We start from the raw sequence: 25,877 nt of genomic DNA, 5'->3' as shown, positions 1-25,877 counted from the left end.
CGACTAACCGCTCGTGATGAAACGCCAAAGCGCTGCGCACTCGGTATCGGATATCTGATAGTTGGGCATGGACTTGCGCAGCATGACGCTGGCCGGATCGACGCCGTCCTTGAGCACGCGGCAGAAGGTGTCCGGGTTATAGCGACTGGGCGGCCCCCCTCGACGGCTGATCGCATCAAGCAGATAGCTGGGCGTCAAGGGTGGGGCGAAGGCCTCCGCCGGTTGCTTGCCGGTGTGGCAATTGATGCAGCGGGTTGTCCAGTCCGGTAATGTGCGATCGTCGTCGCGCAGATGCGCGGGGATCGCATGCTGCCCATTGAAGATCGCGCAGCCCAGATCAGCGGATTCACACGGCTGTGCAGCGTTGGCCGAACACGCCACGGCGACAAGCGCGAGGCCGATCGCCGAGCGTTGGATCCGTAATGCCGTCACTGGATGAGCAGCGTGCGTGAGACGCTCGGCACGCCCTTCGCGTTCAGGGCGAACAGCATGTAGTAGCCCGGCACCACCACACCGGGATCGGAGGGGATGGCCACCAGGTATTCGCCTGCCGTGCCCACCGTGAAACTCACCGGCACGCGCCGCTGCTCATTGTTGACCGAATGTGTCACCGACGACAGCCGCATCAGCGCGAACGCCTTCATCCTCTTGCCGCCCATGCCGCCATTCCATGAGCCGCCCACCAGGAACACATCGCCATTGCTCAGCGTGACGCTGCCCTCGTAGCCGCGCGGAATATTCATGAGGTCGCCGGAAGACCAGGCGTGGGTCGAAGGCGTGTAGAAACTCGTCTTGTCGCTGCTCGAGCCGCCGGTCACAAAAATGCGGCCGTCCGGGAGATTGACAATGCCTGGGCAGAACATATCGTGCCCGGTATTGGTGACCAGCACCTGTTTGCTGGTGCCTGTCGCCGGATTGAAGATCGCCGTATACGTGTTGCCCGGCGTGACCTCGCCCGATGTGAAATCCACCTGGCTGTCGGCTGACCAGGCCACGACGGTCCCGTCGGGAAGATTGGCCGCCGCCGGCACGAGTGTCAGGTTGTACGGCGCGGTCCACTTCGACGGCAGCGTCTTCACACTCATGCCGCTGATCTGCCAGGTTTGCAGCGCGGTCCCGTTGCAGGCCTGCTGCGTGATCTGCGGACCCTGTGCGGTCAGGCTCGCCGAGGCCAGACACAGGCCGCTGTGCGCCGCGATGATCGCGAAGCCATTATTTTGCGGCGTTAGCGTGAAGCTTTGGTTCGCCTGGCCGTTGCAGGTCCATTGATCGACAGCCGCGCCGGGATCCAGGCTGATTCCCGCCACCTCCATGCATAGCTTGCTGTTCTGATTGACGAATTTATATTGGGTGCCGGCAGGTGTCGGCACCCAGCTCTGATTGTTGCCGCCGTTGCAGCCCCAAGGAAATCACCGCGGCGCCAGGCGTTTTCGATTCCGCATTGACGTCCGCACACAAACTCGTGCCGCTCAGGCTGATCGTGGCTGCCGTTTGCGCTTCGGCGCGTCCGGAAAATGCGCCCAAGCTTGTCGTGAGTGCAATGAGCAACAGGGCTTTCACGCACCTGTCGAGCAGTGCGGAGGAGATCCTGACGGAACGAATGCGTGTCATGTCCTTGCTTCCGGTTGAAGTCGAACTAGGTACGCCCCAGCGCGCTGAGCACATCGCAGACTTCGTCGACGCGAGGAAGGTCGGCACTGCACCAGCGCAATCGGGCGCTCGCATCGAAGCAATAGATCTGTGTTGAGTGATCGGCGATGTTGCCGAGCGGCAGCGAGCTGCCCGAGAGCGCCGTGCGCATCCGGTCGACGTCGTGCAATGTCGGCGTGGCCGCATTCCACCGGGGACCAGCCTGAAAGCGCGCGAGCCACTCGTGCAAGGCGGATGGCGAGTCGGAAAGCGGGTCGATTCCGATCGATAGCAACTGAACCGGATAACGACCCTGAAGGTGCGGCATGCGGTCCTGAACTCCGCTGAACAGCGCGCCTTGCAGAGGACATACCGAACTGCACCCGGTGTAGATCGTCTGCAATACGGTGATGCGTTGAAGCAGCAAGTCGCTCAGCAGCTGCTTCCTGCCGGTCTGGTCGACTAACCAGGCATCGTCGAGACGAACCGGTGGGCTGACGAGCCCCATCGTTCCATGCTGCGCATAAGCGGGAAGCGACACCACGGCCATCGTGGCCAAGGCTGCATCACACAGTAACGCACGTCGGGCCAATTTCTGAATCGACGCCGGCTCGGCCGATTCCGGTCGCGTGCGAACCTTTTGATGGAACACCGCTTCGTTCTCCGCGCAGGTCAGATGAATCCGCAAGCTGCGCGCAGTCAACCATGCCGGCGACGCGACAGTCGGTGAACCAGGGGGGAGATCGGGTGACGGCTACGTAGGCTCGCTCTCGTACCCGCAAACAGGCAATGCAGCGAAGCGTAGCAGGGAAGGTTGAAGCCAGTTGTGGTTCCAGGGGAACGAATTGCTCGCCTATGTGCAGTGGCCGACACTTCGCCGTGGGTTGGCAAGCGGCACGGTGATTGCTGGAATGAACTGATTGCCGGTCGTTGTCTTCACGCGAAGTTGACGCTCGGCGTCAGAAGACAGCCGACGCAACCATTCAGGAAACCGTGCTGCTTCGTGGTCAATTCCGGACTCAGGCAACACCAGTTCCGGGCGTGATTGCGGCAGAATAATCAGTTCGACCCGATTAAGATTAAATTATTCCATTCGCATACTCTGACGGAAAGGCCGCGCAAGTTTGCACTGTTCATGCAAAGACCCCGGTACTATATGGTCCAGCGGGAATCGGCCCGGGAGCCAGCGTGAGAGAAGCCGGCGTGTAAGCCGGTGCAAAGCGCGCCGCATATTCCACGTATAAACATGAACAATTTTATTCGACCCCCTGTTTCCTATCCGGCATCCGTCGTTTTCGTGGACGACAGCGACAGCTACCTCGATGCATTGCGCCGATTCTTTCCGGATATTTCGACCAATCTGTTTTTCACGCGGCCTCAAACTGCACTCGCTTTCATCCGCAAACATGCTCGCGAGAATTCGCTGGTGTTTGCGCCGGCGTCGGCCGGTCTGAGCGAGGTCGGCCTGGAGCGGTTCGTCGAAACCTCGGCCGAGCGGGACGTACTGGCCCGGAATGCCCGATTTTCGGAGGTGGCCGCGGTTGTGGTCGATTACGACATGCCCGGACTCAGCGGAGTCGAATTCCTTTCGTCCATATCCAATTTGCGTTGCGCCAAGGTGCTCCTGACCGGCGTTGCGGATGAGACCGTCGCGGTAAAAGCCTTCAATGCCGGGATCGTCGATCTTTATCTGAGAAAGACGGATGCGGATTCGGCTAACCGACTGGTTCATTATCTGAAAGATGCCAGAAGCAGGCATTGTTCGGAGGCAGGCTGGTTGGGCCTGGGCGAAAACGGCATGACCTATTGCGATCCGCGAACGAGGAAGGTCATTGACGCGGTGGTCGCCGCCGAAAACATCGTCGAGTACTACTGGCGTCCGGAGCAGAATGCCATCCTGATGTTCGACCGGGCGGGCAACCCGAGCGTTTTCCTTGCCTGGGCTGAGAACGACTGGATCGCCCAGGCGGAAATTGTGGCGGATGAGAGTGGGCCGGCGGATCTGTTGAGGCGGATGGCAGTGCGCGAGTCGATGCCCGTTTTCTGGCCGCACCTGGCCTTTCGTCCCGGTGCGAACTTCAAAACCGTCACGCCGCAATCCATCCCGGGTTGGGACGACGCTTTCTATTGCTGGAGCCGAATCGATTCGGCCGACGTGGGTCTGAGCACGCTGACATTTTCGCAATGGCGCAGCGACCGGATTCAGCAAACCCTCCCGTGAGGGATCGGCCCCTTCACATACTCCGCTATGAACCTGTCGGAATAGACCAACGTTTTCCGCCCCATTGAGCCACATGTACGCCATTCCGACCGCCTTTGTCTCTGCGCTGTTCGTGGTGTTCGGCCTCTATGTACTCATCACACAGGGCGTGACGCGCCTGTCCGCGCCATTCCTTCTGATGTGCGCGGCGACATTTGCGTGGCAAGGCACATGGACATTGCTGTTCCAGACGGAAGATCCCCACATTGCGAGCGTGCTGGTCCGGGTCGGTTATCTCTTCATTCTCTTCCTGCCCACCACGTTCTATCACTTCGTCACGGAGGTGGCGGCGAGGCGCCGCGAGCGGCCGATATTGCTCGCGTCTTACGGTATGTGCGTTGTCCTCGCCGTGCTGCTGCCTGGCAACGAAGTGGTCTCCGGCTACCGGCACTTTTTCTTTGGCTATTATCCGAGCGCCGGGACGCTGCACCCTTTGCACGTCCTGCAGACCGTGTTGCTTGCTGGGCGTAGCGGACAGCTTCTGCTCGCCGCCCGCAAGCAGGCCGGCAGTGAAGCGCGCAGGCGTCTCGATCTCTGCTTTGCAAGCCTTTGCCTATACTCGTTCGCTGCAGTCGACTATGCGGTCAACTACGGTTACCCGTTCTATCCGCCAGGTGTGCTGTTCATTGCGCTCAGCCTGGGCCTTCTCGCGATCACGATCGTTCGCTATCACCTGATTCATCCCTACGCGATCGCAGCGACGATCGCGCACGAAATCGCGACGCCGCTCGCCACGATCGCCATGCATGCCGACGAAATCGCCAGCGTATGGGCGCACGTGTTCAAAGGTTACAAGCTAGCGGTCACGCATGGGCTTTACGACGATCAGGAAGGGCATTCCGGGCAGTCCGAGCGCATCAGCCACCTCGCCACCGCGATCAGAAGGGAGGTGTCGGGCACCAGCGCGATGGTCGAGATGGCGCTCGCGTCGTTCACCCTGGACCGCCTGGACCGCACGCGCTTCAGTCCTCATCCCATGCAGCAATGTGTGACGTCGGCGCTGGAGCGCTATCCGTTCCGTAGCGACGAACGCGTGCGCGTCACCGTGGCGCCGATCGACCCGGCGCTATGCTTTTCGGGTTCGGACACGCTGGCGGTTTTTGTGCTGTTCAATCTGCTGAAAAACGCGTTGCACGCGATTCACGTGAGCGGCGAGGGCGAGATTGCAATCAGCGCGGTTCAGGAAAACGGCTTCTGTGTACTGCGATTCCGCGACACAGGGCCGGGCATCGCGCCCGACGTGCTACCGCATATCTTCGACGCCTTCTTCTCGACCAAGCGGCACGGGAGTGGCGCGGGAATGGGGCTCGCATTCTGCCGCCGCGCTGCGGAGCTTCTGGGCGGCACGATCGAATGCATGTCGACGCGCGGTTCGCACACCACCTTCACCGTGCGCTTACCGGTACCGGGTTCGCCGGCGGACCGTGCACTGAGTAAAGCGCCGGCGCGCTCCTTGCGCCAGCGTCCGCAGTGAAGATTAAGGGTGGAAGTTAGCGGTGAAACTCAAAGATCAAACCCTAAGATAGAACTCAGCGGAAAAACTGAACGGCGAAAGTCCGCCGCTGAGATCAGGCGGCTAGTGCCGTCATCGGCAGCTCATACTCCTTGACCCGCTCGACGATGCCTTCCGGAAACCGCCTGATCTTCCGGTCCCGCCCGGCGTACAGGATCTGCTGGTAACCCTGGGAAACCTGGCGCCCATCCACGCAGAAGCGAAACAGCAGGTAGGCGGAGCATTGCTTGACCTGCACCGTGTTCAGATAGCAATCCACGTGCTGGAAGGGGAAGGTTTCGTGGACGTACTCCTGGTGCGCGCGTTTGGTCACGAACATGCCGTCCGATCCCAGCAGGTCGTTGTGGATGCACTCATGAAACCACCGCTCGCGGCAAACACCTTGCCACTCGAAGTAACGTGAGAAGTACGTATTCATGAACGCGTTCGAGTCCTTTAGATAAATGTCGAACGTGTGGTGGAAGGTCTTGAGCGAGCCCGTGGCGATCGGGTCTTCCGAAAGAAGGGCGGATCCTCGGTTGAGGGCGGTAGGGATATTGTCACGCATCAACATACGATTTTCCTTTCGCAGGAACGGCTGCTTGCGGCAACCACGCATGCCTCCCTGTACGGCAGGCACATCCCATTCTGTTAGGGATGTGGGTCGTGTGGCTATTGGCTGACAAACATGTGACGAAGAAAATTGACGAATGCCCTTGCCGTCGGCGCAGGCTACGCCGCGACGCTCGCTTGCAACCACCGAAGAAGCGGCTTCAATTTCTCGCGATATTCGTTGCGCGGCGGATGCACCAGATAATATCCAGCCCCGGTCTCCACCACACGCTTGAACGGCGTTACCAGTGAGCCGCTGGTGAGATTCTCTCCGACCAGGTTCAGATCCCCCAGCGCCACACCCAAGCCGCGTGCCGCGGCGCTGAATGCGAGGTCCAGCGTGTCGAATACTTGCTCCCGATACGTATGCGCGGCAAGGTTGCCCTCCTGTTGCAGCCACAGGATCCAGCCGCGCCGGCCGAAGCTGGAATGCAGCAACGTGTGGTGTTTCAGATCTTCGGGTTCCACGAGCGGCGGGTTGCCGCTGGCGATCTGCGGCGAGCAGACCGGCGTCAATTTTTCCCGCATCAGACAGGTGGCTTCCAATCCTTCCCAATTGCCGGTTCCGAACAGGATCGCCGCGTCGAGCGTGCCTTCGCCGAAATTGGTCGGCAGGAACCATGCGGTGTCGATATTCAACTGCGTACCTGGCACTTCAGCATAGAAGTCGGTCAGGCGCGGCAACAGCCAGCGCGCCGCCAGCGTGGGCGTGACACGCAGGGTAATGGTCTGGCCACCGGAATTGGTGATGTGCATCGAGCGGCGGGCGGTTGCCAGCAACTCTTCGACGATCGGCACCAACCGTTGACACTCCGCAGTCTGCACGACCATGCGCGTGTGCCTGACGAACAGCGCGCAACCGAAATACTCCTCGATCTGTTGAATATGCCGGCTCACCGCGCTTTGGCTGAGAAACAGCTGCTGCGATGCAGCCGTGAAGTTGCCACAGCGGGCCACCACCAGCAGGGTTTGCAGCACGTTGAAGGGAGGATAGCGTTCGATCTTCATTTATGCACAACTCGCATGGTAACCATGAGATTTTACCGTTTGTGGCCGGAAAATTGGCGTTCTTAAATTCCTTCAACAAGTCCGGATTTCCATACCCGAAGTAGCCTCGCTGTGAGTGCCGCGGCGCCAGCGTTGAGCAAAGGGTTCGCCTTACGTGGCGGGCAGAAACACCGGATCGGCACCGTATCGAGCAACGCGTTTAAGGGAGTTTTCGTTTGATCCGATCTACCGTTACGTTGCCCCTGCAACAGGGCATGCGAGCGTCGCGAAGCCATGCACACAGTGCAAGTACGTCTGAGGAGCCGGGCAACGTTTCTCAAATGGAGTATCTCGAACGCCAGCCGACTCTGACCGCGCCGCGCTGGCCGGAAGGACACCGTTCCTGCGTCGCGCTCGCGTTCGATCTCGACGGCCCGACGGGCGATGCGATGCTCAACGGTTCGATCTGGACCAACCCTTCGTATTTCACCCTGGGCAGTTACGGTCCGTGGCGCGCGCTTGGCCGTCTGCTCGACATGCTCAACGAGCGGCGCGTGCCGGCAACCTTCTTCGTGCCGGCCTGGGTGGTCGAAAACTGGCCGGATCAATGTGCCGCGATCATCGCGGGTGGCCATGAGATCGCTTACCACGGCTACCGGCACGAGGCCTTCTGGACTCTGGATCGCGACGGCCAACGCGCTGTGATGGAACGCTCCGCGGAAGTCTTCACCAAGTATCTCGGCATGCGTCCGGTTGGTTTTCGCACGCCATCGGGCGACTGGGGGCCGGACACGATTCGCGTGCTGATGGAAGCCGGCGTGCGCTATTCGAGTTCGATGCGGGGCGACGACCGGCCTTATCTGCTGCACGCCGAGGGCATCGCCGAGCCCATGGTCGAAATTCCGGGCCGCTGGGAGCTCGATGATTATGCGTCGCTGGCCTATCACCGCAACCCCGATTTTCCGGCAAGCCTCGACCGCATTGCGAGCTACGACGAGACGCTCGACAACTGGCGTCGTGAATTCGACGGCTCGCATCGCGACGGACTTTGCCTGACCACGCTGTTTCATCCGAAGGTGTCAGGCAAACCCGGCCGGATTGCGCTGCTGGAAAGACTGATCGATCACATGCACGCACAAGGCAACGTATGGTTCGCCACGTGCCGCGACGTCGCGCAATGGTGGCTCGATAACAATACGTCGGGACACGCGCAGGAGTTCAGCGCATGAACGCACTTCACTGGCCACACAACGCGCGCTGCGCGGTGGTCGTCACGGTCGACTTCAATGACGAACACGGCATCCTGACTCAGGAGCCGCGTATCGCCGGCCGCGAGAAATCGCTTTCGGTGTGGCGCTACGGTGCGAAACGGGGCGTGGATCGCGTGCTCGACGCGTTTGATGAGTTCGATGTCCGCTCGAGCTGGTTCTTGCCTGGGCGCGTGGCGCAAACCCACACGGACTTGCTGCGCCGTATCGACGCACAGCATCACGAAATCGGCACGAGTGGATTTCGCTGCGAGAACTTCGACACACTCACGCTCGATGAGCAACGACATGCGTTCCTTGCAGGTCAGCAAGCGCTCGTCGACACGCTCGGTCGGCGCGTGCAGGGTTTTCGTTCCTTCTACGGCAATTGGGCACCGGGCTTCGCGGACTTTCTTCGCAGCGAAGGGGTCACGTGGTCGTCTTCATGGCGCGGCGACGATCTGCCGTATTTTCATCTGCCGGACGCGAATGTGAAGGCGAGCGCAGTGACAGTAGTGGCTGGCGACACGCCGCCGCTGGTCGAACTGCCGCTTCACTATGAACTCGAAGACGAACCGTACTTCGTCTACAACCTGTCGCCGGCCGTTCCTGTCGGACAGCCGCGGATTCCCTCGTATCGGGAAGTGCTGGCGAACTGGAAGCAGGATTTCGCGGCGTTTCGCCGCTTCGGTCTGTGCTTTGTGCTGAGGCTGCATCCGGAACTCATCGGTACCGCGGGACGTATTGACGTGTTGCGTGAGTTGCTAGCAGAGATGCGTTCGCACGACGACGTGTGGTTCGCGACGGGCGCGGAAGTGGCGGCCTGGTGGCGCCAGAACGTCGACGGTAACGAACCCGGTCATCCGGTCGACGTTTTTGCACGGCATCGGGAGGCCGCACGATGAGCGCGCGTGATCTGTCGCTGTCGGAGCAACTGGCGGCATTCGTCGCGCGCGTACCCAACGACGCGCTGCCTGCTGCCGTCGTCCATAAGGCCAAGCGGCATATCCTCGACACGCTCGGCGCGTCGCTGGCCGGTGCCGCGGCCGTGGAGTCGCGCAGCGCGCGGGCGGTGATGTCCGGCGAGGGCCCAAGCGTGGCGCAGGTGTGGGGCACGCGGCAGTCGCTCGGCCCGCGCAGCGCGGCCTTCGTCAACGGTGTGGCCGCGCATGCCTTGGAACTCGACGACTCGGGCGGCTGCGATCATTCCGGCGCGGTCGTGCTGCCCGCCGCATTCGCGGCGCTTGCCTGCTCGTCGCGGCCGGTATCGGGGCGTGAATTTCTCGCGGCAGTGGTGCTCGGCTATGACGTCGGCAGGCGCGTGCTCGAAGCGTGCGGCGGATATTCGCCGCACAACGCACGCGGCTGGCATTCGACGATGACCTGTGGCGTGTTCGGCGCGGCGGCGGCAAGCGCGCGCCTTCTCGGACTCGACGCCGTGCAAACCGGCGCGGCGCTCGGCCATGCGGGCAGCTTCAGCGGCGGCCTGTGGGGTTTCATTCACGACGCGTCGCAAACGAAACGCATGCATACCGGCCGTGCGGCTGAAGGTGGATTGCTGGCGGCATTGCTGGCGAGGGAAAACGTCACCGGCCCGACGCAGGTGTTCGCGGACGTATGGGGCGGCTTCTTCAACGCGTTCGCTCCCGACACACAGAAACCCGAAGCCTTGCTGCATGAACTGGGCGACACGTGGAAGATCATGCGTTGCTCGATCAAGCCGCACGCGTCGTGCCGCAGCACGCATGCAGCAGTGGATGCCACGCTCGATCTGTTGCGTGACATCAAATTCGATCCGGACAGGCTGTCCAGCGTGCACGTCAGATTGAGCGCATTCGTCGAAGGCATGTGCGGTGGCCGCGATTTGCGCAACCTGGCCTCGTCGCAAATGAGTTTGCCGTATGCAGTCGCTTCGGTGCTGGTCTATGGCCACGCGGGAATTGCCGCTTATCTCGAGGCTGCGCGAACCGATCCGCGCATGGCCGCGATGATGGAGCGCATTACGCTCGAAGTCGATCTGACGATGTCCGATCTGGACGAGCCCATCGTCACGCTCACGATCGCCGACGAGATGCCGCGCTCGCGGCAGGTGCTCACGCCGCTCGGCGATCCGCGCAATCCGTTGTCGGATGCGGACCTGCTGTCGAAGTACCACGCCCTGGCCGCCATGGCGCTCGACGACACGTCGGCGAACGCGCTTGCCCATGCCGTATTCGATCTGGACAATCTCGCCGACGCGCGAACGCTTCTATCGTGGCTTGGCGGCGATGCCGAGGCTAAACCCGCGCTGCGGTAGCGTGACAGGCCGTGACGGAAACCCAGTAGTTTTGATGACAAGCGTTCAATTCTTTAAAGGTATGTCTCCATGCACAAGCTGAACCCGCTGCGCGCTGCGTCCCGTTTGATGGCAGTCTGCCTGTCGACATTTCTCTTCGGCGCTGCTGCCCATGCGCAAGCGTTGCCTGATTCGATCGCCAGGGCCAAGGTCATCAAGGTCGCGGTCAACTCGATCTACCCGCCGATGGAATACAAAGACCCGGAGAGCGGCGAGCTGACCGGCTTCGATATCGACCTCGGCAATGCGATTGCAAAGCAACTCGGCGTCAAGCTGGACTGGCAGGAGTCGGCGTTTGAACAATTGCTGCCCTCGCTCGCTACCGGGCGAGTGGACATGGTGCTGAGCGGATTGAGCGATGTGCCGGGGCGCCGCGATACGGCGGACTTTCTCGATTACCTGAATTCGGGGGCCCAGTTCTACATCCTGACGGGCGCGCATGGCGGCGAGATCCGGCAGTCGGCAGATCTGTGCGGGAAGTCGGTCGGCACGAGCCGCAGCACGTCATTCCCGGCAGACACCGTAGCATGGAGTGCGAAGAACTGCGTCGGCAAGACGCCGGTCACAGTGGTGGGTACGGAAGACACGTCATCCGCGCGTATGCAGTTGAAGCAGGGGCGAATCGTTGCGGGCGTGCAGGGCAGCGAAACCCTGCCGTACGCAATGAAGCTCGAACCGAACACCTACAAGCCGATTGGCGAACCGTTCGCGGCTTCGCCTGAAGGCATCGCCTTTGCGAAATCCAACCCGAAGCTGCGCGATGCCGTGCGGGCCGCGCTCGACAAACTGGTCGCGAACGGCACATACAGTGCGATCGTGGCGAAGTGGGGGCTGCAATCGAGCGCGGTTCAGCAGGTGACGATGAACGGTGCGAAGGACCATTGAAGCAGTCGGGTCACTCTACGTTCTCGCTCAGCCACGTGGCGAATGCGGACACGAGCGGCGTATCGGACAACTCCTGCCGGGACACCAGGTAATACGCGTGTCTCGACGGCACGGTGATGTTGAACGGCCGGATCAGCGTGCCATCCATCAGGTCGTCCCGCACCGAGAAACTGTCGCCGAGCGCCACACCCTGGCCGTGAATCGCCGCTTCGATACCGATATGCGCATTGCCGATTTCCAGAATCCTGATGCCCTCGAGTTTGTCGGCCGACGCATGCGCGAGCCATCGCATCCACGATCCCGAGTGCTCGCAAAACAGCGCTTTGCCCGCAAGATCCTCGGTCTTGCGGATCGCGTTGGGACCGTTCATCAAGGCTGGACTGACCACCGGAAACAGCGCGGGATGCGTAATCAGCGTGACGTGACGATCGCGCCAGCGGCCTTCTCCATAGCGCACGCAGACGTCGACATCGGGCGAATACACCTCGCGGTCGTCATTGGAGGGGATCACTTTCAGATTGATCGCCGGGTACTGGTCGAGAAACTCGCCGATGTGCCGGGCCATCCAGCGCGACGTGAACAGCAGCGGCGTGGACACGACGAGATCGCCCGCCATCTCGGGTGAGTCCAGTTTGACCACGGCGTTGGCGATCATGTCGAAAGCGTTTTTGACGGGCTGCAGCAAGGCCTCGCCTTCGCGCGTCAATTTCACGCGCGCCTTTGATCTGACGAACAGCGTAACGCCGAGCGACTCTTCGAGAATGCGGATCTGGTGGCTGACCGCGCTGGCGGTCACGTGCAGTTCCTGCGCGGCGCCGGCCACGCTCGAGCGCCGCGCGGCGGCCTCGAACGCACGGAGCGGATTGAGCGGTGGCAGACGGTTTCTCATGAGGCGGGAAGAGATGCTGAGAAAAATTTCATTTGAACGGAATTTAATTCTCGCTACAAGAAGAAAAACTGGATACGTACAGTGGAGTCAACTTAACTGAGGGCTGGCAGCGATGAATATTTCTGAACCGATCGAGCGTTTGTGGGGTGGGCGTTTCAAGTCGGGGCCGTCGGCGGCGCTCAAGGCGCTGTCACGTTCGGACCCAAGCTTCTTCCGGCTCGCGCCTTACGATCTGGCCGGTTCGCGCGCGCATGCTCAGGAACTGCGCCGTGCGCAGATCCTGACCGAGGAAGAACTGCAGCAACTGCTGGGCGAAATGGACAGGCTGCAAGCGCAGTACCTTGCAGGCGAGATCGGACCGTCGCAGGATGACGAGGACGTGCACACGTTCCTCGAACGCGAATTGACGCAACGGTTGGGCGCCACCGGTGGCAAGCTGCGCGCGGGCCGCTCGCGCAACGACCAGGCGGCCAACGACCTGCGCCTGTTCCTGCGTGACAAGGCACGCACGCTGACGCACGCAGTGATCGATTTGCAGAACGCACTGATCGAACAGGCCGATGCGCACACCCGCAGCGTGACGGCGGGCTTTACCCACCTGCAGCCGGCGCAGCCGGTCGTGTTCGCGCATCATTTGCTGGCGCATGCGCAGTCGATTTACCGCGACGTCGATCGTCTGGTGGACTGGGACCGGCGCAGCGCGCGCTCGCCGCTGGGCGCGGCAGCGTTGGCGGGTTCGGCGATCTGTGTGCGCCCGGAGCTATCGGCCGCGGAGCTGGGCTATGACGCGCCGTGCGAGAACTCGATCGACGCGGTCGCCTCGCGCGATCACGTGGCGGAGTTCGTGTTCATTGCGAGCATGCTGTCGGTGAATCTGTCGCGACTGTCGGAAGAAGTGATCCTGTGGACGACGCGCCAGTTCGGCTGGGTCGTGCTGGACGACGGCTACGCCACGGGCAGCTCGATCATGCCGCAGAAGAAAAACTCGGATATCGCGGAGCTCACGCGCGGCAAGGCGGGGCGGCTGATCGGCAATCTTGGCGGCCTGCTGGCGACGCTGAAGTCGCTGCCGCTCGCGTACAACCGCGATCTGGCGGAAGACAAGATCGCCGCGTTCGACAGTATCGACACGCTGGAGTTGGTATTGCCGGCGATGGCTGGCATGATCCGCACGATGCAGGTGAACGTGGCCGAGATGCGCCGCCAGGCGCCGTTGGGCTTCACGCTCGCCACGGAGGTGGCCGACTGGCTCGCGCTGCGCGGCATTCCGTTCAGCGAGGCGCACGAGATCACGGGCGCGCTGGTGAGGGCGTGTGAAGAGCAGGGCATCGAGCTGGGTGAGGTGTCGGTGGCGACGTTGGCCCAGGTGGACGCGCGGCTCGAGGCGTCGGTGCTGGAACACGTGACGCTCGAAGCGGCGGTGGCCGCGCGCAGCGGCTACGGCGGCACGGCGCCGGCTCGCGTGGAAGAGCAGATCACCCGGCTGCGCGCCGCGATCGACCGGCAGACCGAGTGGGCAGCCGACTACAGGGGGCCATCATGGTAAGCGTTTCCAACGATCAGGCGGCACTGCCCGCGGAGGCTCAGAAGCAGATGACAGAGATGAGTGAGGACGTCACCGACATTTCGCATCTGGTACATGTGCGGCGCCGCTACTGGGGCCGTTATGTGGCTTCGGCGGCGATCATCGCGCTGATTGGGTACGTGGTGCTGGCGTTCGCGCACGGCCAGATCGAATGGCGTTACGTCGCGCGGTTCCTGACGGCGCGTTCGATCCTGACCGGCCTTGTCAACACGATCGTGATGACGGTGCTGGCGATGGTGCTGGGCGTGGTGCTCGGCGTGATCACCGCGCTCATGCGGCTGTCGTCCAATCCGGTGTTGCAAGCGGTCGCGCAAGGCTATGTGTGGCTGTTTCGCGGCACGCCGGTGATCCTGCAACTGCTGCTGTGGTTCAACCTGGCGCTGGTGTTTCCGTCGATGGGCATTCCGGGCCTGTTCGAATTTCGCACGGTGGACGTCATGACGCCGTTCCTCGCGGCATTGCTGGGCCTCGGGATCAACCAGGGAGCGTACACGTCGGAAGTGGTGCGCGCGGGGCTGTTGTCGGTGGACACGGGCCAGTATGAAGCGGCCAAGTCGATCGGCATGCCGCGGCTGCAGGCGCTGCGCCGGGTAATTCTGCCGCAGGCGATGCGGATGATTGTGCCGCCGATCGGTAACGAGATGGTGAGCATGGTGAAGATGACGTCCCTCGCGAGCGTGATCCAGTATGCGGAGATGCTGCACAACGCCGAGAACATCTACTACGCGAATGCACGGGTGATCGAGCTGCTGATGGTGGCCGGGGTCTGGTACCTGGTGGTGGTGACGGTGCTGTCGTTCGCGCAGTCGCGGGTGGAGCGGCACTACGCCCGCGGGGCGGGACGTGCATCGGGCCGGCAATGAAGGCGCCGGTGACGACAGGACAAGGAGCCGAAATGAATTCAATCGTTCGCGCGGTCGACGTGCGCAAGTCATATGGCGAGTTCAAGGCCTTGCAGGGCATTACGCTGGACGTGGCCAAAGGCGAGGTGCTGTGCGTGATCGGGCCGTCGGGTTCGGGCAAGAGCACGTTCCTGCGGTGTATCAACCAGCTGGAGAAGATCAACGACGGGGCGCTGTGGGTGAATGGCGAACTGGCGGGCTACCGGCGGGTGGGTAACCGGCTGCACGAACTGTCCGAACGGCAGGTGGCGCGCCAACGTCTCGCGACCGGCATGGTGTTCCAGAAATTCCACCTGTTCCCGCACAAGACGGTGCTGGAGAACGTGACCGAAGGTCCGGTGCAGGTTCTAAAACGGCGTCGCGCGGAAGCGGAAGAAGAGGCGCGTTCGTTGCTCAAGCGTGTAGGGCTCGCTCATAAGTGCGATGCGTTTCCAGTAGAACTGTCCGGTGGACAGCAGCAACGGGTGGCGATTGCACGTGCACTGGCGATGCATCCGCAACTGATGTTGTTCGACGAGCCGACCTCGGCGTTGGATCCTGAACTCGTGGGCGAGGTGCTGGCGGTGATGCGGGACCTGGCGCGAAGCGGCATGACAATGATCGTGGTGACGCATGAACTGGGCTTTGCACGCGAGGTGGCCAACCGGGTGGTCTTCATGGATCAGGGGCAAGTGGTGGAAACCGGCACGCCTGATCAGGTGCTCGGGCAGCCAAAACATAGACGTACGCAGGATTTCATTTCGGCCGTACTTTCCTGATCACAATCGCGGGTTCCGGCTGGGACCCGCTTTCCAGATTCTTCTAACAAGCGAGTTTCTATGAACGCGCCCCTTCGTTTGCGTGAATGGTTCACCCTGGTCGTTGGCGTCGTGGCGCTGCATGCGCCGCTGCTTCATGCACAAACTGCTGCTCCGTCAATTGGCAAGAGCACGCTCGTCGCGGCGATCGTGCCGAACTATCCGCCGTTCGAATACAAGGACCCAGCCACCGACAAGCTGATGGGCTTCGACGTCGATCTCGGCGAAGCGCTCGCCGCGAAGCTTGGCGTCAAGCTCGAATGGCAGGAGACCAACTTCGACCAGATGATGAGCGCGCTGACGACGAAGCGTGTCGACGTGATCCTGTCGGGCATGACCGATCTACCCGAGCGGCGCGGGGCGGTAAACTTCCTCGACTACATCACGACCGGCCCGCAGTTCTATACGGTGAAGGCGCGTGCGGGCGAGTTCGCGACGATGGATGCGTTGTGCGGCAAGACCGTCGGAACGAGCCGCCGCACATCGTTTGTGAACGATACGGCGAAGTGGAGCAATGAGCATTGCGTGAAGGCAGGCAAGCCGCCCATCAAGGTAATCGGTACGGATGGCTCGTCGGACGCGCGCATGCAGTTGCGCCAGAACCGGATCGATGTGGCGGTGCAGGGCGGCGAGACTTTGCCGTACCAGAACTCGATTGAGCAGAACGCGTACGCGCCGATTGGTCAGCCATTCCTGTCGCAGTACACCGCGCTCGGTATGTCGAAAGACAACGCGGCGCTCAACACTGCGCTGACCACGGCATTCAACCAGTTGATCGCCGACGGCACCTACCAGAAGATCCTGGCGAAATGGGGTTTGCAGCAACACGCTGTGCCGAAGGCGCTCGTAAACGCCGGGACTTGATACGGGCGGGCGCGAGCCTCGCCTTGGCCGCGATCACGTTCGACAGATGGATTGCTCACGCCGCTGGCTTCCCGAGCCAGCGGCCTATGGTAGTGGGCTTGAGTGCTTCGAGCCGCTGAGCGTTTTCAGCCCCGCGCCATCGCCTTGCCGACATGTTCGGCGAACGCTTTGACCTTGGCCGAATGCCGGCGCTCCAGTGGGCTCACCAGATGGATCGGGATGGGGATCGTGTCCCAGTCCGGTAACATCCGCTGCACGTTGCCGCTGGCTAGCTCGTCATCGAACAGCCACGTCGGCGAATAGCCGATCCCCATACCCGCGAGCACCGAAGCCCGCATGACCTCGCTGCTGTTGGTTTGCAGATTACCCTCGACCCGCACGATGCGCGTGGTCCCCACCGGATCCGTCGCGCCGGGCCCCGCCGTAAAACGCCACGCGTTGCGCATCGCCAGTTCGGTGTAGACGATGCAGTTGTGCTCACTCAAGTCGCCGGGAACGCGTGGCGCTTTCGTTCCTTTGGGCAGTGAGCGCACGTAGCTGCGATGCGCCATCAGCATCCGCTGGGCCGTTCCCACGCGACGCGCAATCAGGCTGCTGTCCGGAAGATCGCCGAGCCGCACTGCGACGTCGATCCCCTGTTCTACGAGATCGACAAAACCATCGCTCAGGCGCAGGTCGATCTTCACGCCACGATGCTCTGCCAGAAACGACTGAACCAATGGCATGAGCTTGAGGCGTCCGAAGCCGACTGACGCCGCGATCCGCAGCCAGCCCGTCAGTTGCTGCTCGCCGCGCCGCAGCGCGCCTTCGGCCTCCGCGATCTCCGCGACCAGGCGCCGCGCCTGCTCGAAATAGTGTTCACCTTCTTCCGTCAGCGCAAGCGAACGGGTGGTTCGCGTCAGCAGCCGCGCGCCCAGCTCGCGCTCGAGTGCCGCGACCTGTTTGCTCACTGCGCTTTGCGTCGTGTCGGCCTCGTGCGCGACTGCGGAAAAGCTGCCGGCCTCCACCACGCGCACGAACGTCTTCATTGCCTGCAGCTTGTCCATTTTGCTCAATATATTCCTGTATGGAATCAGTCATATGAGCATACACCATCTATATCCCCAATCTGGAATCAGTCAAAGTGCAGTCATCGCAAACGCGATTCGATGCAACCCACCCAAGGAGTACGGACATGAACTCACCCGTCGTTCTTATCACTGGCGCGCTGACCGGCATCGGCCGCGCTACCGCTCTTGCTTTCGCTCGCGAAGGAAACCGCGTGGTCGTCAGCGGCCGTCGCGAAGAGGCAGGTCAGGCGCTTGCCGCCGAATTGCGTGCGCTCGGTGCCGAAGCCGAATTCTTGCGCGCCGATGTGCGCTTCGAAGCCGAAGTACGCAGCGTGGTCGAGCAGACCGTCGAGCGTTTCGGGCGCCTCGACGTGGCGGTCAACAACGCCGGCACGGAAGGTCAACTGGCGCCGATCGTCGAGCAGACAGCAACCAACTACGAAGACACGTTCTCGGTCAACGTGCTCGGCACGCTGCTGTCGCTCAAACATGAAATGCGCGTGATGCTGGCGCAGGGCGCGGGCTCGATCATCAATCTCTCGTCGATCGCAGGCCAGGTGGGCATTGCGGGCGCGTCGGTCTACGCAGCCAGCAAACATGCGGTCGAAGGCCTCACGAAGAGTGCGGCGCTCGAAGGCGCTGCTGCAGGCGTGCGCGTCAACGCCGTGGCGCCGGGTCCTGTAGCGACCGAAATGCTCGACCGTTTTGCCGGGGGAAGCGAGGAGGGCAAGGCCAGTTTCCTCGCGACGATACCGGCGCGACGCGCCGCGACTCCGGACGAAATCGCCCAGACCATCGTCTTTCTTGCGAGCGACAAGGCGCGCTACCTCACCGGACAGAACATTGCAGTCGACGGCGCCTATACCGCGCAGTAACACACGGTTTCTTCCACCCAACTTTATTCATCTTTTTTACTCAGGAGTATCACCATGACCACCATCAACGTACCGACGCGCGACGAAGTTTCCCCGGCTAACCAGGCCATCTTCGACAAGCTCTAGAGCAGTCTCGGCACGGTGCCCAACCTCTACGCGACGCTGGCCCATTCGGAGCATGTGCTCGGCAGCTATCTCGCATTCCAGAACGCGAAGAGCAGTTCGTGATCGGCGACAAGACTGTCACTGACTACCTGCACTCAACGACGCATGTACCGGTGGACTTCCCCGCTGCGCCCCAACTCGCTGCATGATGGTTGCAGCCGGGCAAGGCGGAGCGTTCGCGCGATATCCGCAGTGCCCGGCTGAGTGGAGCGTTACCGTATATATATCCAGTCAGCGATCCCGGCATGTCAATCAGGTGCTTAGCTACAATGAAGCGCATTGAAAGCACGTCCGATGAAACGCAAGCGATCAATTGAACACGGAGAAGACGATGATAGAACGACACATGGTGACGACTGCGTTTGACCTTCCGGGACACAGGATAGAGCGTTCATTCGGCGTCACTCGCGGGATCATCGTTCGGTCTCGATCCGTCGTTGGCGCACTTGGCGCATCGCTGCAGACGATTTTCGGAGGCAACATCACGCTTTACACGTCGCTGTGTGAGCGAGTGCGACAGGATGCATACGAGCGCATGATTGCGCAGGCTGCGGACCTGGGCGCAAACGGCATCATCGGCATGCGGTATGACGCAACCGAGATAGCGAGAGGCATCACAGAGGTGCTGTGTTACGGGACGGCGGTCCACGTGACGTTGCTGGTTTGAAGAGCGCTTTCTGGCCAACGCTGAGGCAACGGGTCTTCGGTGTCGCGTTGGACTGTGTAATGCTTTGCAAATGAAATGAGTTTGTATGCCTATACAAATCGTGGCACGATGGTTTTTTGACCGGGCGTGATTCTGGGCGATCCGTGCCAGTACTGGCGAATCGCACATGTGTCGAAGATATCTATGCATCGCAGGCGTTTTGTATTGGCTGCACTGGGTGCGGCAGGCGTGACGCTTCGCGCGCATGCAGCTTCCGCAGACCCATTCGCTATCGTATACCCGCATTACCGCCCCGAAGATCGGGCGCGTGCGACCTTCCCCCTGGCGGTGCTCGACCTCGCAATGAAAGCGGCAGGCGCCGATTACGTGGCGCGGCAGGCTGACGTCCTGATGGAACGGGGGCGTGCGCTGGCAGAACTGGCCGGCGGGAGCAATGCCATCAATCTGCTCTGGACAAGCACGGACGCCGAGGCGGAACGCGGGTTGAACGTGGTACGGATTCCTATCAATCGCGGGCTGATCGGTTGCCGGATTTTTGTCATACGAAAAGATCATCAGGCTGATTTCGACAAGGTGGGGAGCCTGGCCGATCTGAAGGCATTGACGGGTGGTCAGGGGCTTGGCTGGATCGATACAAAAATCATGAGAGCAGCCGGTCTGAACATAGAGACGGTTCCCTATGAGACGGTGTTCGACATGGTCCAGGGTGGTCGGCTGGACTATTTTCCGCGCGGTGCCGTTGAAGCTTTCGCGGAACTGGACGAGCCGCGGCACAGAAATCGAGATCTGGTCGTCGAGAAGCGGCTGCTTCTGAAATACCGGTCGGACTTCATTTTCTACGTCTCCACGAAGCACGCAAGCCTGGCCCAGACCATTAACAAGGGGCTGGAGAGGGCATATCTCGACGGATCGTTTATGCGCCTGTTCAACTCCCATCCCTACATTCAGGACGGGCTGGTCCGTTCCGACCTCGCGAGCCGCAAGGTCTTCGTCCTCGACAATCCGTTCCTTTCCGAAGCGGATCGCAGGATCCCGGACAAGTACTGGATGAGCTAATGTCGCGCGGGTTTGGAGGCGTGTTTTGCTTCACGCACCATCGTGTCGTTCGCCATCTTAAGAAAACTATCAACGATCGGATTTGTGTACTGAAGCTGCGGACATACGGTGAACCCCCGAAACACGACGTCCGGTGAAAACGGCCGAAACTGGATCTTCGCGGGATTGGCATCAAAAGTCGCAAGCGGATTCACGATGCCGATTCCTAACCCGCGCGACACCATCGCGCAAATCGTCGCACCGTATGGTGTTTCGATAGTCGGCACCTGATTGACTTCCGCCTGACGCAACACGCGATCCAGCGACGAACGCGTGTCGTCCGCATACGAAGCCAGAATCAACCTTTCGTTACGCAGATCGCGTGCGTGGATACGTTTGCGCGCAGTCAGCGGATGCCCGGCCGGTAGCGCGCACACGCCGGGTAGCCGGTATAACTCGGCGCTTGTCACGCCGAATGCTTCGGGCGTAGTCGTAGCAAAGCCGATATCGCAATAGGCCGACGAGGCCCAACGCTGGATCGTGCCTTCGCTGCGCATTTCCAGCGATATCGCGATGCGTGGATAGACGGCGAGAAAACGCTCGATCACCATCGGGATGAACGACAACGCCAGCACCGGCGCCGCGACAAGCCTTAGACGGCCACTGCCGAACTGGCGGATTTCACGCGCGGAATGCGCAAGTTTCTCGAGGCCCACAAAACTCCGGTCCACTTCGCGATAAAACGCGCTCCCCGCATCCGTGGCCTGAATCCGTCCGCCGTTGCGCGTGAACAGGGCCAATCCCGTCGATGCCTCCAGTTCCGCAATCAACCGGCTGATGCTCGGCTGCGACGTGCCAAGCTCCTCGGCGGCGGCGGTCATCGAGCCGCGCAACATGACCAGCCTGAACGCATCGATTTGCCGCTGATTCATCCTTTCGCCTCGTCTGCCTTCGTTAATCCGGCTCCCAGCTTGCCATATCAAATTTGAATGGCGGACGTTTTTGGTCGTATTTGACCGGATGATCGACGAAATCCTAGACTGGCTCGCATCTTCTCTCCGGTCTTAAACGATGCGCTCCGATGCCCTGCTGCTTCACGACGATTTTCGCGTGGCCCCGTACTGGTGGGACGCCGCGCCGCCCGAGACTGCCCGTGACGCGTTGCCGTCCGGCGTCGACGTGGTGATTGTCGGCAGCGGCTATTGCGGCTTATCGGCGGCAGCAGTCGCGGCGCGCCTCGGCGCCAGCGTCGCCGTGCTCGACGCCGCGGAGATCGGGGCGGGCGGCAGCACGCGCAGCGGCGGCATGGTGTCGAGCGGACAGAAGCTCGCGCTAACCAATGCGATTCGTGGCGTATCGGCGGAGAGGCTGGGACGGCTAATGCACGAGTCGATGGCGAGCTTCGATTACCTGAAGCGCCTTGTCGCCGAGGAGTCGCTCGACGCCGATCTGCAGATCACGGGGCGTTTCTTCGGCGCATTCACGCCGCGCCACTTCGATCGTTTGCGGCGCCAGGGCGACCTGTTGCGCGAGAAGACCGGCGTGACGGTGCACGTCGTGCCGCGCGCCGAGCAGCACAAGATGATCGGCTCCGACTACTACTACGGCGGGATTCTCGTCGATGAATACGGTGGTCTGCATACGGCCAAATATCATCGCGCGCTGCGCGATCTCGCGCGACGTTGCGGCGCGACTTTGCATTCGCATGCGGGCGTGGAGCGAATCGAGCGCAATGGCGCGGGTTTTCGGGTTCACGCAACGCGAGGAAAAATCGACACGAAGCATGTGCTGGTCGCGACCAACGGTTACACCGGACGGCTGCTACCGTTCTTCGCGCGGCGCGTGCTGCCGGTCGCGAGTTACCAGATCGCGACGGAGCCGCTGCCGCCGGGACTGATGGCCGTGCTGAATCCGGGGCGGCGCATGATCAGCGATTCGAAACGCAATCTGTTCTACACGAGGCCGTCGCCCGACGGCACGCGAATGCTGTTCGGCTCGCGCCCCGCTATCCGTGAGGTGAGCGAACGTGAAGCGGCGAGGATGCTGCACGCGAAGATGATCGAGTTGTGGCCCGCACTGCGCGACGTACGCATCACACACGCCTGGAAGGGCTACGTCGCGATGACGGGCGACAAGCTCGCGCATATCGGTGAACAGGACGGCATTCACTACGCGCTCGGTTGCAACGGCAACGGTGTCGCGCTGATGAGCTATCTGGGCTCGCGAGTCGTGAGATCCATGCTCGGACTCGATGCACAGGCGGGCGCGTTCGGTGAGGGCACGTTTCCGGTCAGCCCGGCCGGCATGGCGAGTCGCCTGAGCGTGCCGGTCGGCACGGCGCTCTATGCGTTCGACGATTTCTGGAGCGGCCGCGCGCGCGCCGCGCTTTCCTGACAGACTTCCCATCGCAGGTCCTTTCGACGGAGCAAACATCATGCGTTTTCGCCATCTTCTCAGCCTCTTTGCGGTTGTCGTGCCTCTATCGCTTGCGCTGCACAGCAACGCCCGTGCCGACGACATCGGCACGCTGACGCCCGGCAAGCTGGTCGCCGGCGTGGATGCGAACAACAAGCCGTATTCGTATATCGACAACGGCAAGATGACGGGCTTCGACGTCGAATTGCTGCGTACCGTCGCCGCGAAGCTCGGCCTGAGCGCCGAGTTCCGCGCGCAGGATTTCAGCGGCCTGCTGCCGAGCGTTGCGAACCAGCAGATCGATCTGGCCGCCGGGTCGATTTCGATCACGAAGGAACGTCTGAAGATGGTCGATTTCTCAGAGGGCTATCTGACGGGTCTTCTGAGTGTGGCAACCTTGCCCGACAGCGCGATCACGAGCGATCCGTCATCGGTGAAGGGCAAACGGATCGGCGTCGTGCAGGGCACCATCGAGGACACGTATTCGGACAGCTACCTGCCGGGCGCGCAGATCGTGCGCTTTCCGAACCTGAACGCGGGATTCCTCGCGATGCGCTCGAAATACATCGATGGCTACTTCGTGGATAAAACGCTCGTGGAGGGCTTGCAGGGCAAGTATCCGCAAATGAACATCGCTGACAAGCTCGACATCTCCGCCGTCAATCTGCCCGCCGGTTTCCCGGTGCACAAGGGCAACACCAGGCTCGAAGCGGCGCTGAACAAGTGCATCGGCGAACTGGTCGCGGACGGAACCTGGCTGAAGCTGTATCTGCAGTTCCACCCGGGTTATTCGAAGCCCGCGAGCCTGCCGCCGTACGCGATGAAGACCGATAACTGATTGAGTTCGGCCGACTGCGGACCGGTGGCTGAACCCGCCGCCGACGCTCAACAGGGAGCGCACCATGAATGCTTTCTTGCAGAACTTTCTCGACTGGCCGTTGCTGATCTCGTCGATACCGTCGTTGCTGTGCACGGGCCTCGTCAATACGCTGGTGCTATCGGTGTTTTCGACCGTCCTCGGGATCGTCGCGGGCATGATGCTCGCGTTGATGACGGTGTCGCATACGCGCTGGTTGATGCTGCCCGCACAGGTGTTCATCGACGTGTTTCGCGGCCTGCCGGCCGCGCTCGTGATCCTGCTGGTCGGCCAGGGCCTCGCGCCAGTGGGGCTCGCGATCTTCGGACCCAATCCGTATCCGCTTGCGATCGTCGCACTAGGGCTGATCTCGTCCGCGTATATCGCGGAGATTTTCCGCTCCGGCATTCAAAGCGTGGGGCGCGGACAACTGTCTGCGTGTCAGGCGCTCGGCATGACATACTGGAGCAGCATGCGCCACGTGATCGTGCCGCAAGGCGTGCGGCGCATCTTGCCGGCGCTTGCGAACCAGTTCATTTCAATCGTCAAGGATTCGAGTCTGGTCTATTTTCTTGGCCTGCTGACTTCGCAACGCGATTTGTTTACGATCGGCCAGAACACGTCGGTGAATACCGCGAACCTGTCGCCGCTGGTGGCCGCGGGTGCCGTGTATCTGCTCGTGACCGTGCCGCTCACGCACGCGATCAATCACATCGACCGCTGGACCAACCGTCATTCGAATCCGGCGCGCGGCAATTCCAGCACGGGATTGTCACGCCGGCAGCGCAAGGCACAGCCTTCGGCCAATTCGACTGCCTCCGTCAGGGCCGGCATCGCCGATCAACATAACTAGTCTTCACAGGCAGGACACCAGCCACAATGGGACCCAAAGTAGAAACGGTCGCTGACGACACCACCTTGCCCGCGCAAGTCGATGTCGTCGTCATCGGCGGCGGCATTATCGGGGTGAGCACGGCCCTTTATCTGAGCGAGAAGGGATTGCAGGTCGCGCTATGTGAGAAAGGCCATATTGCGGGCGAGCAATCGAGTCGCAATTGGGGTTGGGTGCGCGTCACGCATCGCGACATGCGCGAGTTCGCGTTGAGCATCGAAAGCCTGAAGCTGTGGCGGAAAATGGATGCGACGCTCGGCATCGACACGGGCTTCAATCAGTGCGGTATCCTCTACATGACCGACGAAGACACCGTGATGGACAGTCATCACGTATGGCTCGACAAGGCGCGCCACGTGGCGGGCGATACGTTCGACACGCGCGTGGTCGACGGGAGTGCCGTTGCCGACCTGTTGCCCGGTGCGACGAAAGCGTTCAAAGGTGGACTCTACACGCCCGGCGACGGCCGCGCCGAACCGCAAAAGGCCGCACCGGCGATCGCGAATGCGCTGCGCAAACGCGGTGTCAGGATTCTGACGCCATGCGCCGCCCGTGGCATCGAAACAAGCGCAGGGCGCGTCAGTGCGGTCATCACCGAGCACGGCACGATTCGTTGCAACAGCGTCGTCGTCGCGGGTGGCACGTGGTCGCGGTTGTTCTGCGGCAACCTGGATGTCGATGTACCGCAACTGCTGGTAAAGGCCTCGGTGCTTCGCACCGAGCCGCTCGACGGCGGGCCGACCTGTAGCGCGAGTAACAAGAAATTCGCGTTTCGCAAGCGCGCCGACGGCGGCTATACGATCGCTTTTGGCTTTCGCACCTATAGCGATCTCACGCCCGATTCCTTTCGCCTGTTCTTCAAATATGTCGAAGCGCTGAAGAGCCAGCTGGGCTCTTTGCGCATCGGCATTGGCGCTCGCTTCTTCGATGAATTGCGCCGTCCGCATCATTGGGCGCTCGACCGTCCCACAGCGTTCGAAGCGGTCCGCACGCTCGATCCCGAGCCGATCACCCGCTACACCGACGCCGGTTTGCGCGAGTTCACCAAGGTCTTCCCGCATCTGGCGCATGCGCGAATCGCGCAGCGCTGGGCGGGCTACATGGATGTGACGCCGGACGCGATTCCAGTGATTTCCGGTGTCGATACGGTGCCGGGACTCTTTATCGGCACCGGCTTCTCGGGGCACGGATTCGGCATCGGCCCGGCGGCCGGAAAGCTGATGGCGGATCTGGTGACGAACGACACGCCGCTTGTCGACCCGCATGCATTCCGCCTCAACCGCTTCAGCGACGGAACCAAGATTGTGATCGACGCGGGCTTCTAAGGCGGTCTTTCATCAGAAGGAATAGCCGGTCATCATGCAGCTGATGCGACGCGTTCGCCATAACGTGATGTCATGGGCACCACAACAATTGCGGCGTTGTCGCCATTAAATAGA

25 protein-coding genes are annotated in these 25,877 nt (G+C 61.6%); 17 read left to right on the top strand and 8 right to left on the bottom strand.

Annotation, left to right across the window (positions count from 1 at the left end; all coding sequences use genetic code 11):
• Positions 1–3: 3 nt before the first annotated feature.
• The 3 genes from PQQ86_RS09510 to PQQ86_RS09500 form a co-directional block, all read right to left on the bottom strand.
• Positions 4–432, bottom strand: coding sequence for a hypothetical protein (locus PQQ86_RS09510; protein ID WP_408266019.1), 429 nt, complete (start codon positions 430–432; stop codon positions 4–6).
• On the bottom strand, positions 429–1,370 hold the full coding sequence (locus tag PQQ86_RS09505; protein ID WP_408266017.1) for a galactose oxidase-like domain-containing protein: 942 nt from the start codon (positions 1,368–1,370) through the stop codon (positions 429–431). The genes PQQ86_RS09510 and PQQ86_RS09505 overlap by 4 nt, the downstream gene beginning before the upstream one ends.
• Positions 1,371–1,636: 266 nt before the next feature.
• Complete coding sequence (locus PQQ86_RS09500; RefSeq protein ID WP_408270191.1) at positions 1,637–2,179, bottom strand: SCO family protein; 543 nt, start codon at positions 2,177–2,179, stop codon at positions 1,637–1,639.
• Between the two features lie 696 nt (positions 2,180–2,875).
• Here PQQ86_RS09500 and PQQ86_RS09495 point away from each other — a divergent pair.
• Entirely contained in the window at positions 2,876–3,850 is a 975-nt protein-coding gene (locus tag PQQ86_RS09495) for a response regulator (RefSeq protein ID WP_408266015.1), read from the top strand.
• A gap of 73 nt (positions 3,851–3,923) precedes the next feature.
• The gene (locus tag PQQ86_RS09490) at positions 3,924–5,363 is read left to right on the top strand and encodes a sensor histidine kinase (protein ID WP_408266013.1); all 1,440 of its coding nucleotides are present in this window, start codon (positions 3,924–3,926) and stop codon (positions 5,361–5,363) included.
• 94 nt (positions 5,364–5,457) lie between these two features.
• On the opposite strand, the gene PQQ86_RS09485 is transcribed toward PQQ86_RS09490, so the two are convergent.
• A complete protein-coding gene (locus tag PQQ86_RS09485) occupies positions 5,458–5,955 on the bottom strand; it encodes an acyl-CoA thioesterase (RefSeq protein ID WP_054041457.1) in 498 nt (165 codons plus the stop codon).
• 158 nt (positions 5,956–6,113) lie between these two features.
• Positions 6,114–7,001 (bottom strand): LysR substrate-binding domain-containing protein, encoded by an 888-nt coding sequence (locus PQQ86_RS09480; RefSeq protein ID WP_408266010.1) that lies wholly within the window; start codon positions 6,999–7,001, stop codon positions 6,114–6,116.
• A 320-nt stretch (positions 7,002–7,321) separates the two neighbouring features.
• Between PQQ86_RS09480 and PQQ86_RS09475 the strand changes: the two genes are divergently transcribed.
• The 4 genes from PQQ86_RS09475 to PQQ86_RS09460 all read left to right on the top strand — a co-directional run bounded on the left by PQQ86_RS09475 (position 7,322) and on the right by PQQ86_RS09460 (position 11,447).
• Positions 7,322–8,209 carry a polysaccharide deacetylase family protein gene (locus PQQ86_RS09475; RefSeq protein ID WP_408266008.1) on the top strand — a complete coding sequence of 296 codons (888 nt, stop codon included), beginning with the start codon at positions 7,322–7,324 and terminating at the stop codon, positions 8,207–8,209.
• Positions 8,206–9,132, top strand: a complete 927-nt coding sequence (locus PQQ86_RS09470; protein ID WP_408266006.1) for a polysaccharide deacetylase family protein — start codon at positions 8,206–8,208, stop codon at positions 9,130–9,132. Before PQQ86_RS09475 ends, PQQ86_RS09470 begins: the two co-directional genes overlap by 4 nt.
• Positions 9,129–10,523 carry an MmgE/PrpD family protein gene (locus PQQ86_RS09465; protein ID WP_408266004.1) on the top strand — a complete coding sequence of 465 codons (1,395 nt, stop codon included), beginning with the start codon at positions 9,129–9,131 and terminating at the stop codon, positions 10,521–10,523. Before PQQ86_RS09470 ends, PQQ86_RS09465 begins: the two co-directional genes overlap by 4 nt.
• A gap of 69 nt (positions 10,524–10,592) precedes the next feature.
• Positions 10,593–11,447 carry an ABC transporter substrate-binding protein gene (locus tag PQQ86_RS09460; RefSeq protein ID WP_408266002.1) on the top strand — a complete coding sequence of 285 codons (855 nt, stop codon included), beginning with the start codon at positions 10,593–10,595 and terminating at the stop codon, positions 11,445–11,447.
• A 10-nt stretch (positions 11,448–11,457) separates the two neighbouring features.
• Here the strand turns inward: PQQ86_RS09460 and PQQ86_RS09455 are convergent, their stop codons facing one another.
• Complete coding sequence (locus tag PQQ86_RS09455; protein ID WP_408266001.1) at positions 11,458–12,336, bottom strand: LysR substrate-binding domain-containing protein; 879 nt, start codon at positions 12,334–12,336, stop codon at positions 11,458–11,460.
• A gap of 112 nt (positions 12,337–12,448) precedes the next feature.
• Between PQQ86_RS09455 and argH the strand changes: the two genes are divergently transcribed.
• The 4 genes from argH to PQQ86_RS09435 are packed head-to-tail and all read left to right on the top strand — an operon-like array spanning position 12,449 to position 16,484.
• Complete coding sequence (gene argH, locus PQQ86_RS09450; protein ID WP_408265999.1) at positions 12,449–13,882, top strand: argininosuccinate lyase; 1,434 nt, start codon at positions 12,449–12,451, stop codon at positions 13,880–13,882.
• A 47-nt stretch (positions 13,883–13,929) separates the two neighbouring features.
• Positions 13,930–14,784, top strand: coding sequence for an amino acid ABC transporter permease (locus PQQ86_RS09445; protein WP_408270188.1), 855 nt, complete (start codon positions 13,930–13,932; stop codon positions 14,782–14,784).
• A gap of 32 nt (positions 14,785–14,816) precedes the next feature.
• Entirely contained in the window at positions 14,817–15,581 is a 765-nt protein-coding gene (locus tag PQQ86_RS09440; RefSeq protein WP_408265997.1) for an amino acid ABC transporter ATP-binding protein, read from the top strand.
• Between the two features lie 60 nt (positions 15,582–15,641).
• A complete protein-coding gene (locus tag PQQ86_RS09435) occupies positions 15,642–16,484 on the top strand; it encodes an ABC transporter substrate-binding protein (RefSeq protein ID WP_408265996.1) in 843 nt (280 codons plus the stop codon).
• Between the two features lie 125 nt (positions 16,485–16,609).
• On the opposite strand, the gene PQQ86_RS09430 is transcribed toward PQQ86_RS09435, so the two are convergent.
• Positions 16,610–17,530: a LysR family transcriptional regulator gene (locus PQQ86_RS09430; protein WP_408265994.1), complete on the bottom strand. Its 921-nt coding sequence runs from the start codon at positions 17,528–17,530 to the stop codon at positions 16,610–16,612.
• Between the two features lie 128 nt (positions 17,531–17,658).
• Here PQQ86_RS09430 and PQQ86_RS09425 point away from each other — a divergent pair, with 128 nt between their 5' ends.
• The 3 genes from PQQ86_RS09425 to PQQ86_RS09415 all read left to right on the top strand — a co-directional run bounded on the left by PQQ86_RS09425 (position 17,659) and on the right by PQQ86_RS09415 (position 20,296).
• Positions 17,659–18,408 carry an SDR family NAD(P)-dependent oxidoreductase gene (locus PQQ86_RS09425; RefSeq protein WP_408265992.1) on the top strand — a complete coding sequence of 250 codons (750 nt, stop codon included), beginning with the start codon at positions 17,659–17,661 and terminating at the stop codon, positions 18,406–18,408.
• 496 nt (positions 18,409–18,904) lie between these two features.
• Positions 18,905–19,240, top strand: coding sequence for a YbjQ family protein (locus PQQ86_RS09420; RefSeq protein WP_408265990.1), 336 nt, complete (start codon positions 18,905–18,907; stop codon positions 19,238–19,240).
• Positions 19,241–19,423: 183 nt separating this feature from the next.
• Entirely contained in the window at positions 19,424–20,296 is an 873-nt protein-coding gene (locus PQQ86_RS09415; protein WP_408265989.1) for a transporter substrate-binding domain-containing protein, read from the top strand.
• Here PQQ86_RS09415 and PQQ86_RS09410 read toward each other — a convergent pair.
• Complete coding sequence (locus tag PQQ86_RS09410; RefSeq protein ID WP_408265987.1) at positions 20,293–21,207, bottom strand: LysR substrate-binding domain-containing protein; 915 nt, start codon at positions 21,205–21,207, stop codon at positions 20,293–20,295. The genes PQQ86_RS09415 and PQQ86_RS09410 overlap by 4 nt on opposite strands.
• Positions 21,208–21,346: 139 nt before the next feature.
• Here PQQ86_RS09410 and PQQ86_RS09405 point away from each other — a divergent pair, with 139 nt between their 5' ends.
• From PQQ86_RS09405 to PQQ86_RS09390, 4 genes are all read left to right on the top strand, one after another.
• Positions 21,347–22,669 carry an NAD(P)/FAD-dependent oxidoreductase gene (locus tag PQQ86_RS09405; protein ID WP_408265985.1) on the top strand — a complete coding sequence of 441 codons (1,323 nt, stop codon included), beginning with the start codon at positions 21,347–21,349 and terminating at the stop codon, positions 22,667–22,669.
• 40 nt (positions 22,670–22,709) lie between these two features.
• On the top strand, positions 22,710–23,528 hold the full coding sequence (locus tag PQQ86_RS09400; RefSeq protein WP_408265983.1) for an ABC transporter substrate-binding protein: 819 nt from the start codon (positions 22,710–22,712) through the stop codon (positions 23,526–23,528).
• Positions 23,529–23,592: 64 nt separating this feature from the next.
• The gene (locus PQQ86_RS09395) at positions 23,593–24,399 is read left to right on the top strand and encodes an amino acid ABC transporter permease (protein ID WP_408265981.1); all 807 of its coding nucleotides are present in this window, start codon (positions 23,593–23,595) and stop codon (positions 24,397–24,399) included.
• 26 nt (positions 24,400–24,425) lie between these two features.
• The gene (locus tag PQQ86_RS09390) at positions 24,426–25,763 is read left to right on the top strand and encodes an NAD(P)/FAD-dependent oxidoreductase (RefSeq protein WP_408265979.1); all 1,338 of its coding nucleotides are present in this window, start codon (positions 24,426–24,428) and stop codon (positions 25,761–25,763) included.
• Positions 25,764–25,877 lie beyond the last annotated feature (114 nt).

Source organism: Paraburkholderia sediminicola, assembly GCF_046026675.1.
Classification (GTDB): domain Bacteria; phylum Pseudomonadota; class Gammaproteobacteria; order Burkholderiales; family Burkholderiaceae; genus Paraburkholderia; species Paraburkholderia sediminicola_F.
The sequence above is the reverse complement of the archived record's forward strand: the minus strand, read 5'-3'. Positions and strand labels throughout refer to the sequence as shown.

Coding starts and splice junctions, on each gene's coding strand:
- PQQ86_RS09405 (WP_408265985.1), top strand. CDS start 21,347: ATGCGCTCCGATGCCCTGCTGCTTCACGACGATTTTCGCGTGGCCCCG.
- PQQ86_RS09390 (WP_408265979.1), top strand. CDS start 24,426: ATGGGACCCAAAGTAGAAACGGTCGCTGACGACACCACCTTGCCCGCG.
- PQQ86_RS09425 (WP_408265992.1), top strand. CDS start 17,659: ATGAACTCACCCGTCGTTCTTATCACTGGCGCGCTGACCGGCATCGGC.
- PQQ86_RS09440 (WP_408265997.1), top strand. CDS start 14,817: ATGAATTCAATCGTTCGCGCGGTCGACGTGCGCAAGTCATATGGCGAG.
- PQQ86_RS09480 (WP_408266010.1), bottom strand. CDS start 7,001: ATGAAGATCGAACGCTATCCTCCCTTCAACGTGCTGCAAACCCTGCTG.
- PQQ86_RS09420 (WP_408265990.1), top strand. CDS start 18,905: ATGATAGAACGACACATGGTGACGACTGCGTTTGACCTTCCGGGACAC.
- PQQ86_RS09470 (WP_408266006.1), top strand. CDS start 8,206: ATGAACGCACTTCACTGGCCACACAACGCGCGCTGCGCGGTGGTCGTC.
- PQQ86_RS09465 (WP_408266004.1), top strand. CDS start 9,129: ATGAGCGCGCGTGATCTGTCGCTGTCGGAGCAACTGGCGGCATTCGTC.
- PQQ86_RS09455 (WP_408266001.1), bottom strand. CDS start 12,336: ATGAGAAACCGTCTGCCACCGCTCAATCCGCTCCGTGCGTTCGAGGCC.
- PQQ86_RS09430 (WP_408265994.1), bottom strand. CDS start 17,530: ATGGACAAGCTGCAGGCAATGAAGACGTTCGTGCGCGTGGTGGAGGCC.
- PQQ86_RS09410 (WP_408265987.1), bottom strand. CDS start 21,207: ATGAATCAGCGGCAAATCGATGCGTTCAGGCTGGTCATGTTGCGCGGC.
- PQQ86_RS09445 (WP_408270188.1), top strand. CDS start 13,930: ATGACAGAGATGAGTGAGGACGTCACCGACATTTCGCATCTGGTACAT.
- PQQ86_RS09415 (WP_408265989.1), top strand. CDS start 19,424: ATGCATCGCAGGCGTTTTGTATTGGCTGCACTGGGTGCGGCAGGCGTG.
- PQQ86_RS09400 (WP_408265983.1), top strand. CDS start 22,710: ATGCGTTTTCGCCATCTTCTCAGCCTCTTTGCGGTTGTCGTGCCTCTA.
- PQQ86_RS09475 (WP_408266008.1), top strand. CDS start 7,322: ATGGAGTATCTCGAACGCCAGCCGACTCTGACCGCGCCGCGCTGGCCG.
- argH (WP_408265999.1), top strand. CDS start 12,449: ATGAATATTTCTGAACCGATCGAGCGTTTGTGGGGTGGGCGTTTCAAG.
- PQQ86_RS09500 (WP_408270191.1), bottom strand. CDS start 2,179: ATGGCCGTGGTGTCGCTTCCCGCTTATGCGCAGCATGGAACGATGGGG.
- PQQ86_RS09435 (WP_408265996.1), top strand. CDS start 15,642: ATGAACGCGCCCCTTCGTTTGCGTGAATGGTTCACCCTGGTCGTTGGC.
- PQQ86_RS09495 (WP_408266015.1), top strand. CDS start 2,876: ATGAACAATTTTATTCGACCCCCTGTTTCCTATCCGGCATCCGTCGTT.
- PQQ86_RS09395 (WP_408265981.1), top strand. CDS start 23,593: ATGAATGCTTTCTTGCAGAACTTTCTCGACTGGCCGTTGCTGATCTCG.
- PQQ86_RS09460 (WP_408266002.1), top strand. CDS start 10,593: ATGCACAAGCTGAACCCGCTGCGCGCTGCGTCCCGTTTGATGGCAGTC.
- PQQ86_RS09485 (WP_054041457.1), bottom strand. CDS start 5,955: ATGTTGATGCGTGACAATATCCCTACCGCCCTCAACCGAGGATCCGCC.
- PQQ86_RS09490 (WP_408266013.1), top strand. CDS start 3,924: ATGTACGCCATTCCGACCGCCTTTGTCTCTGCGCTGTTCGTGGTGTTC.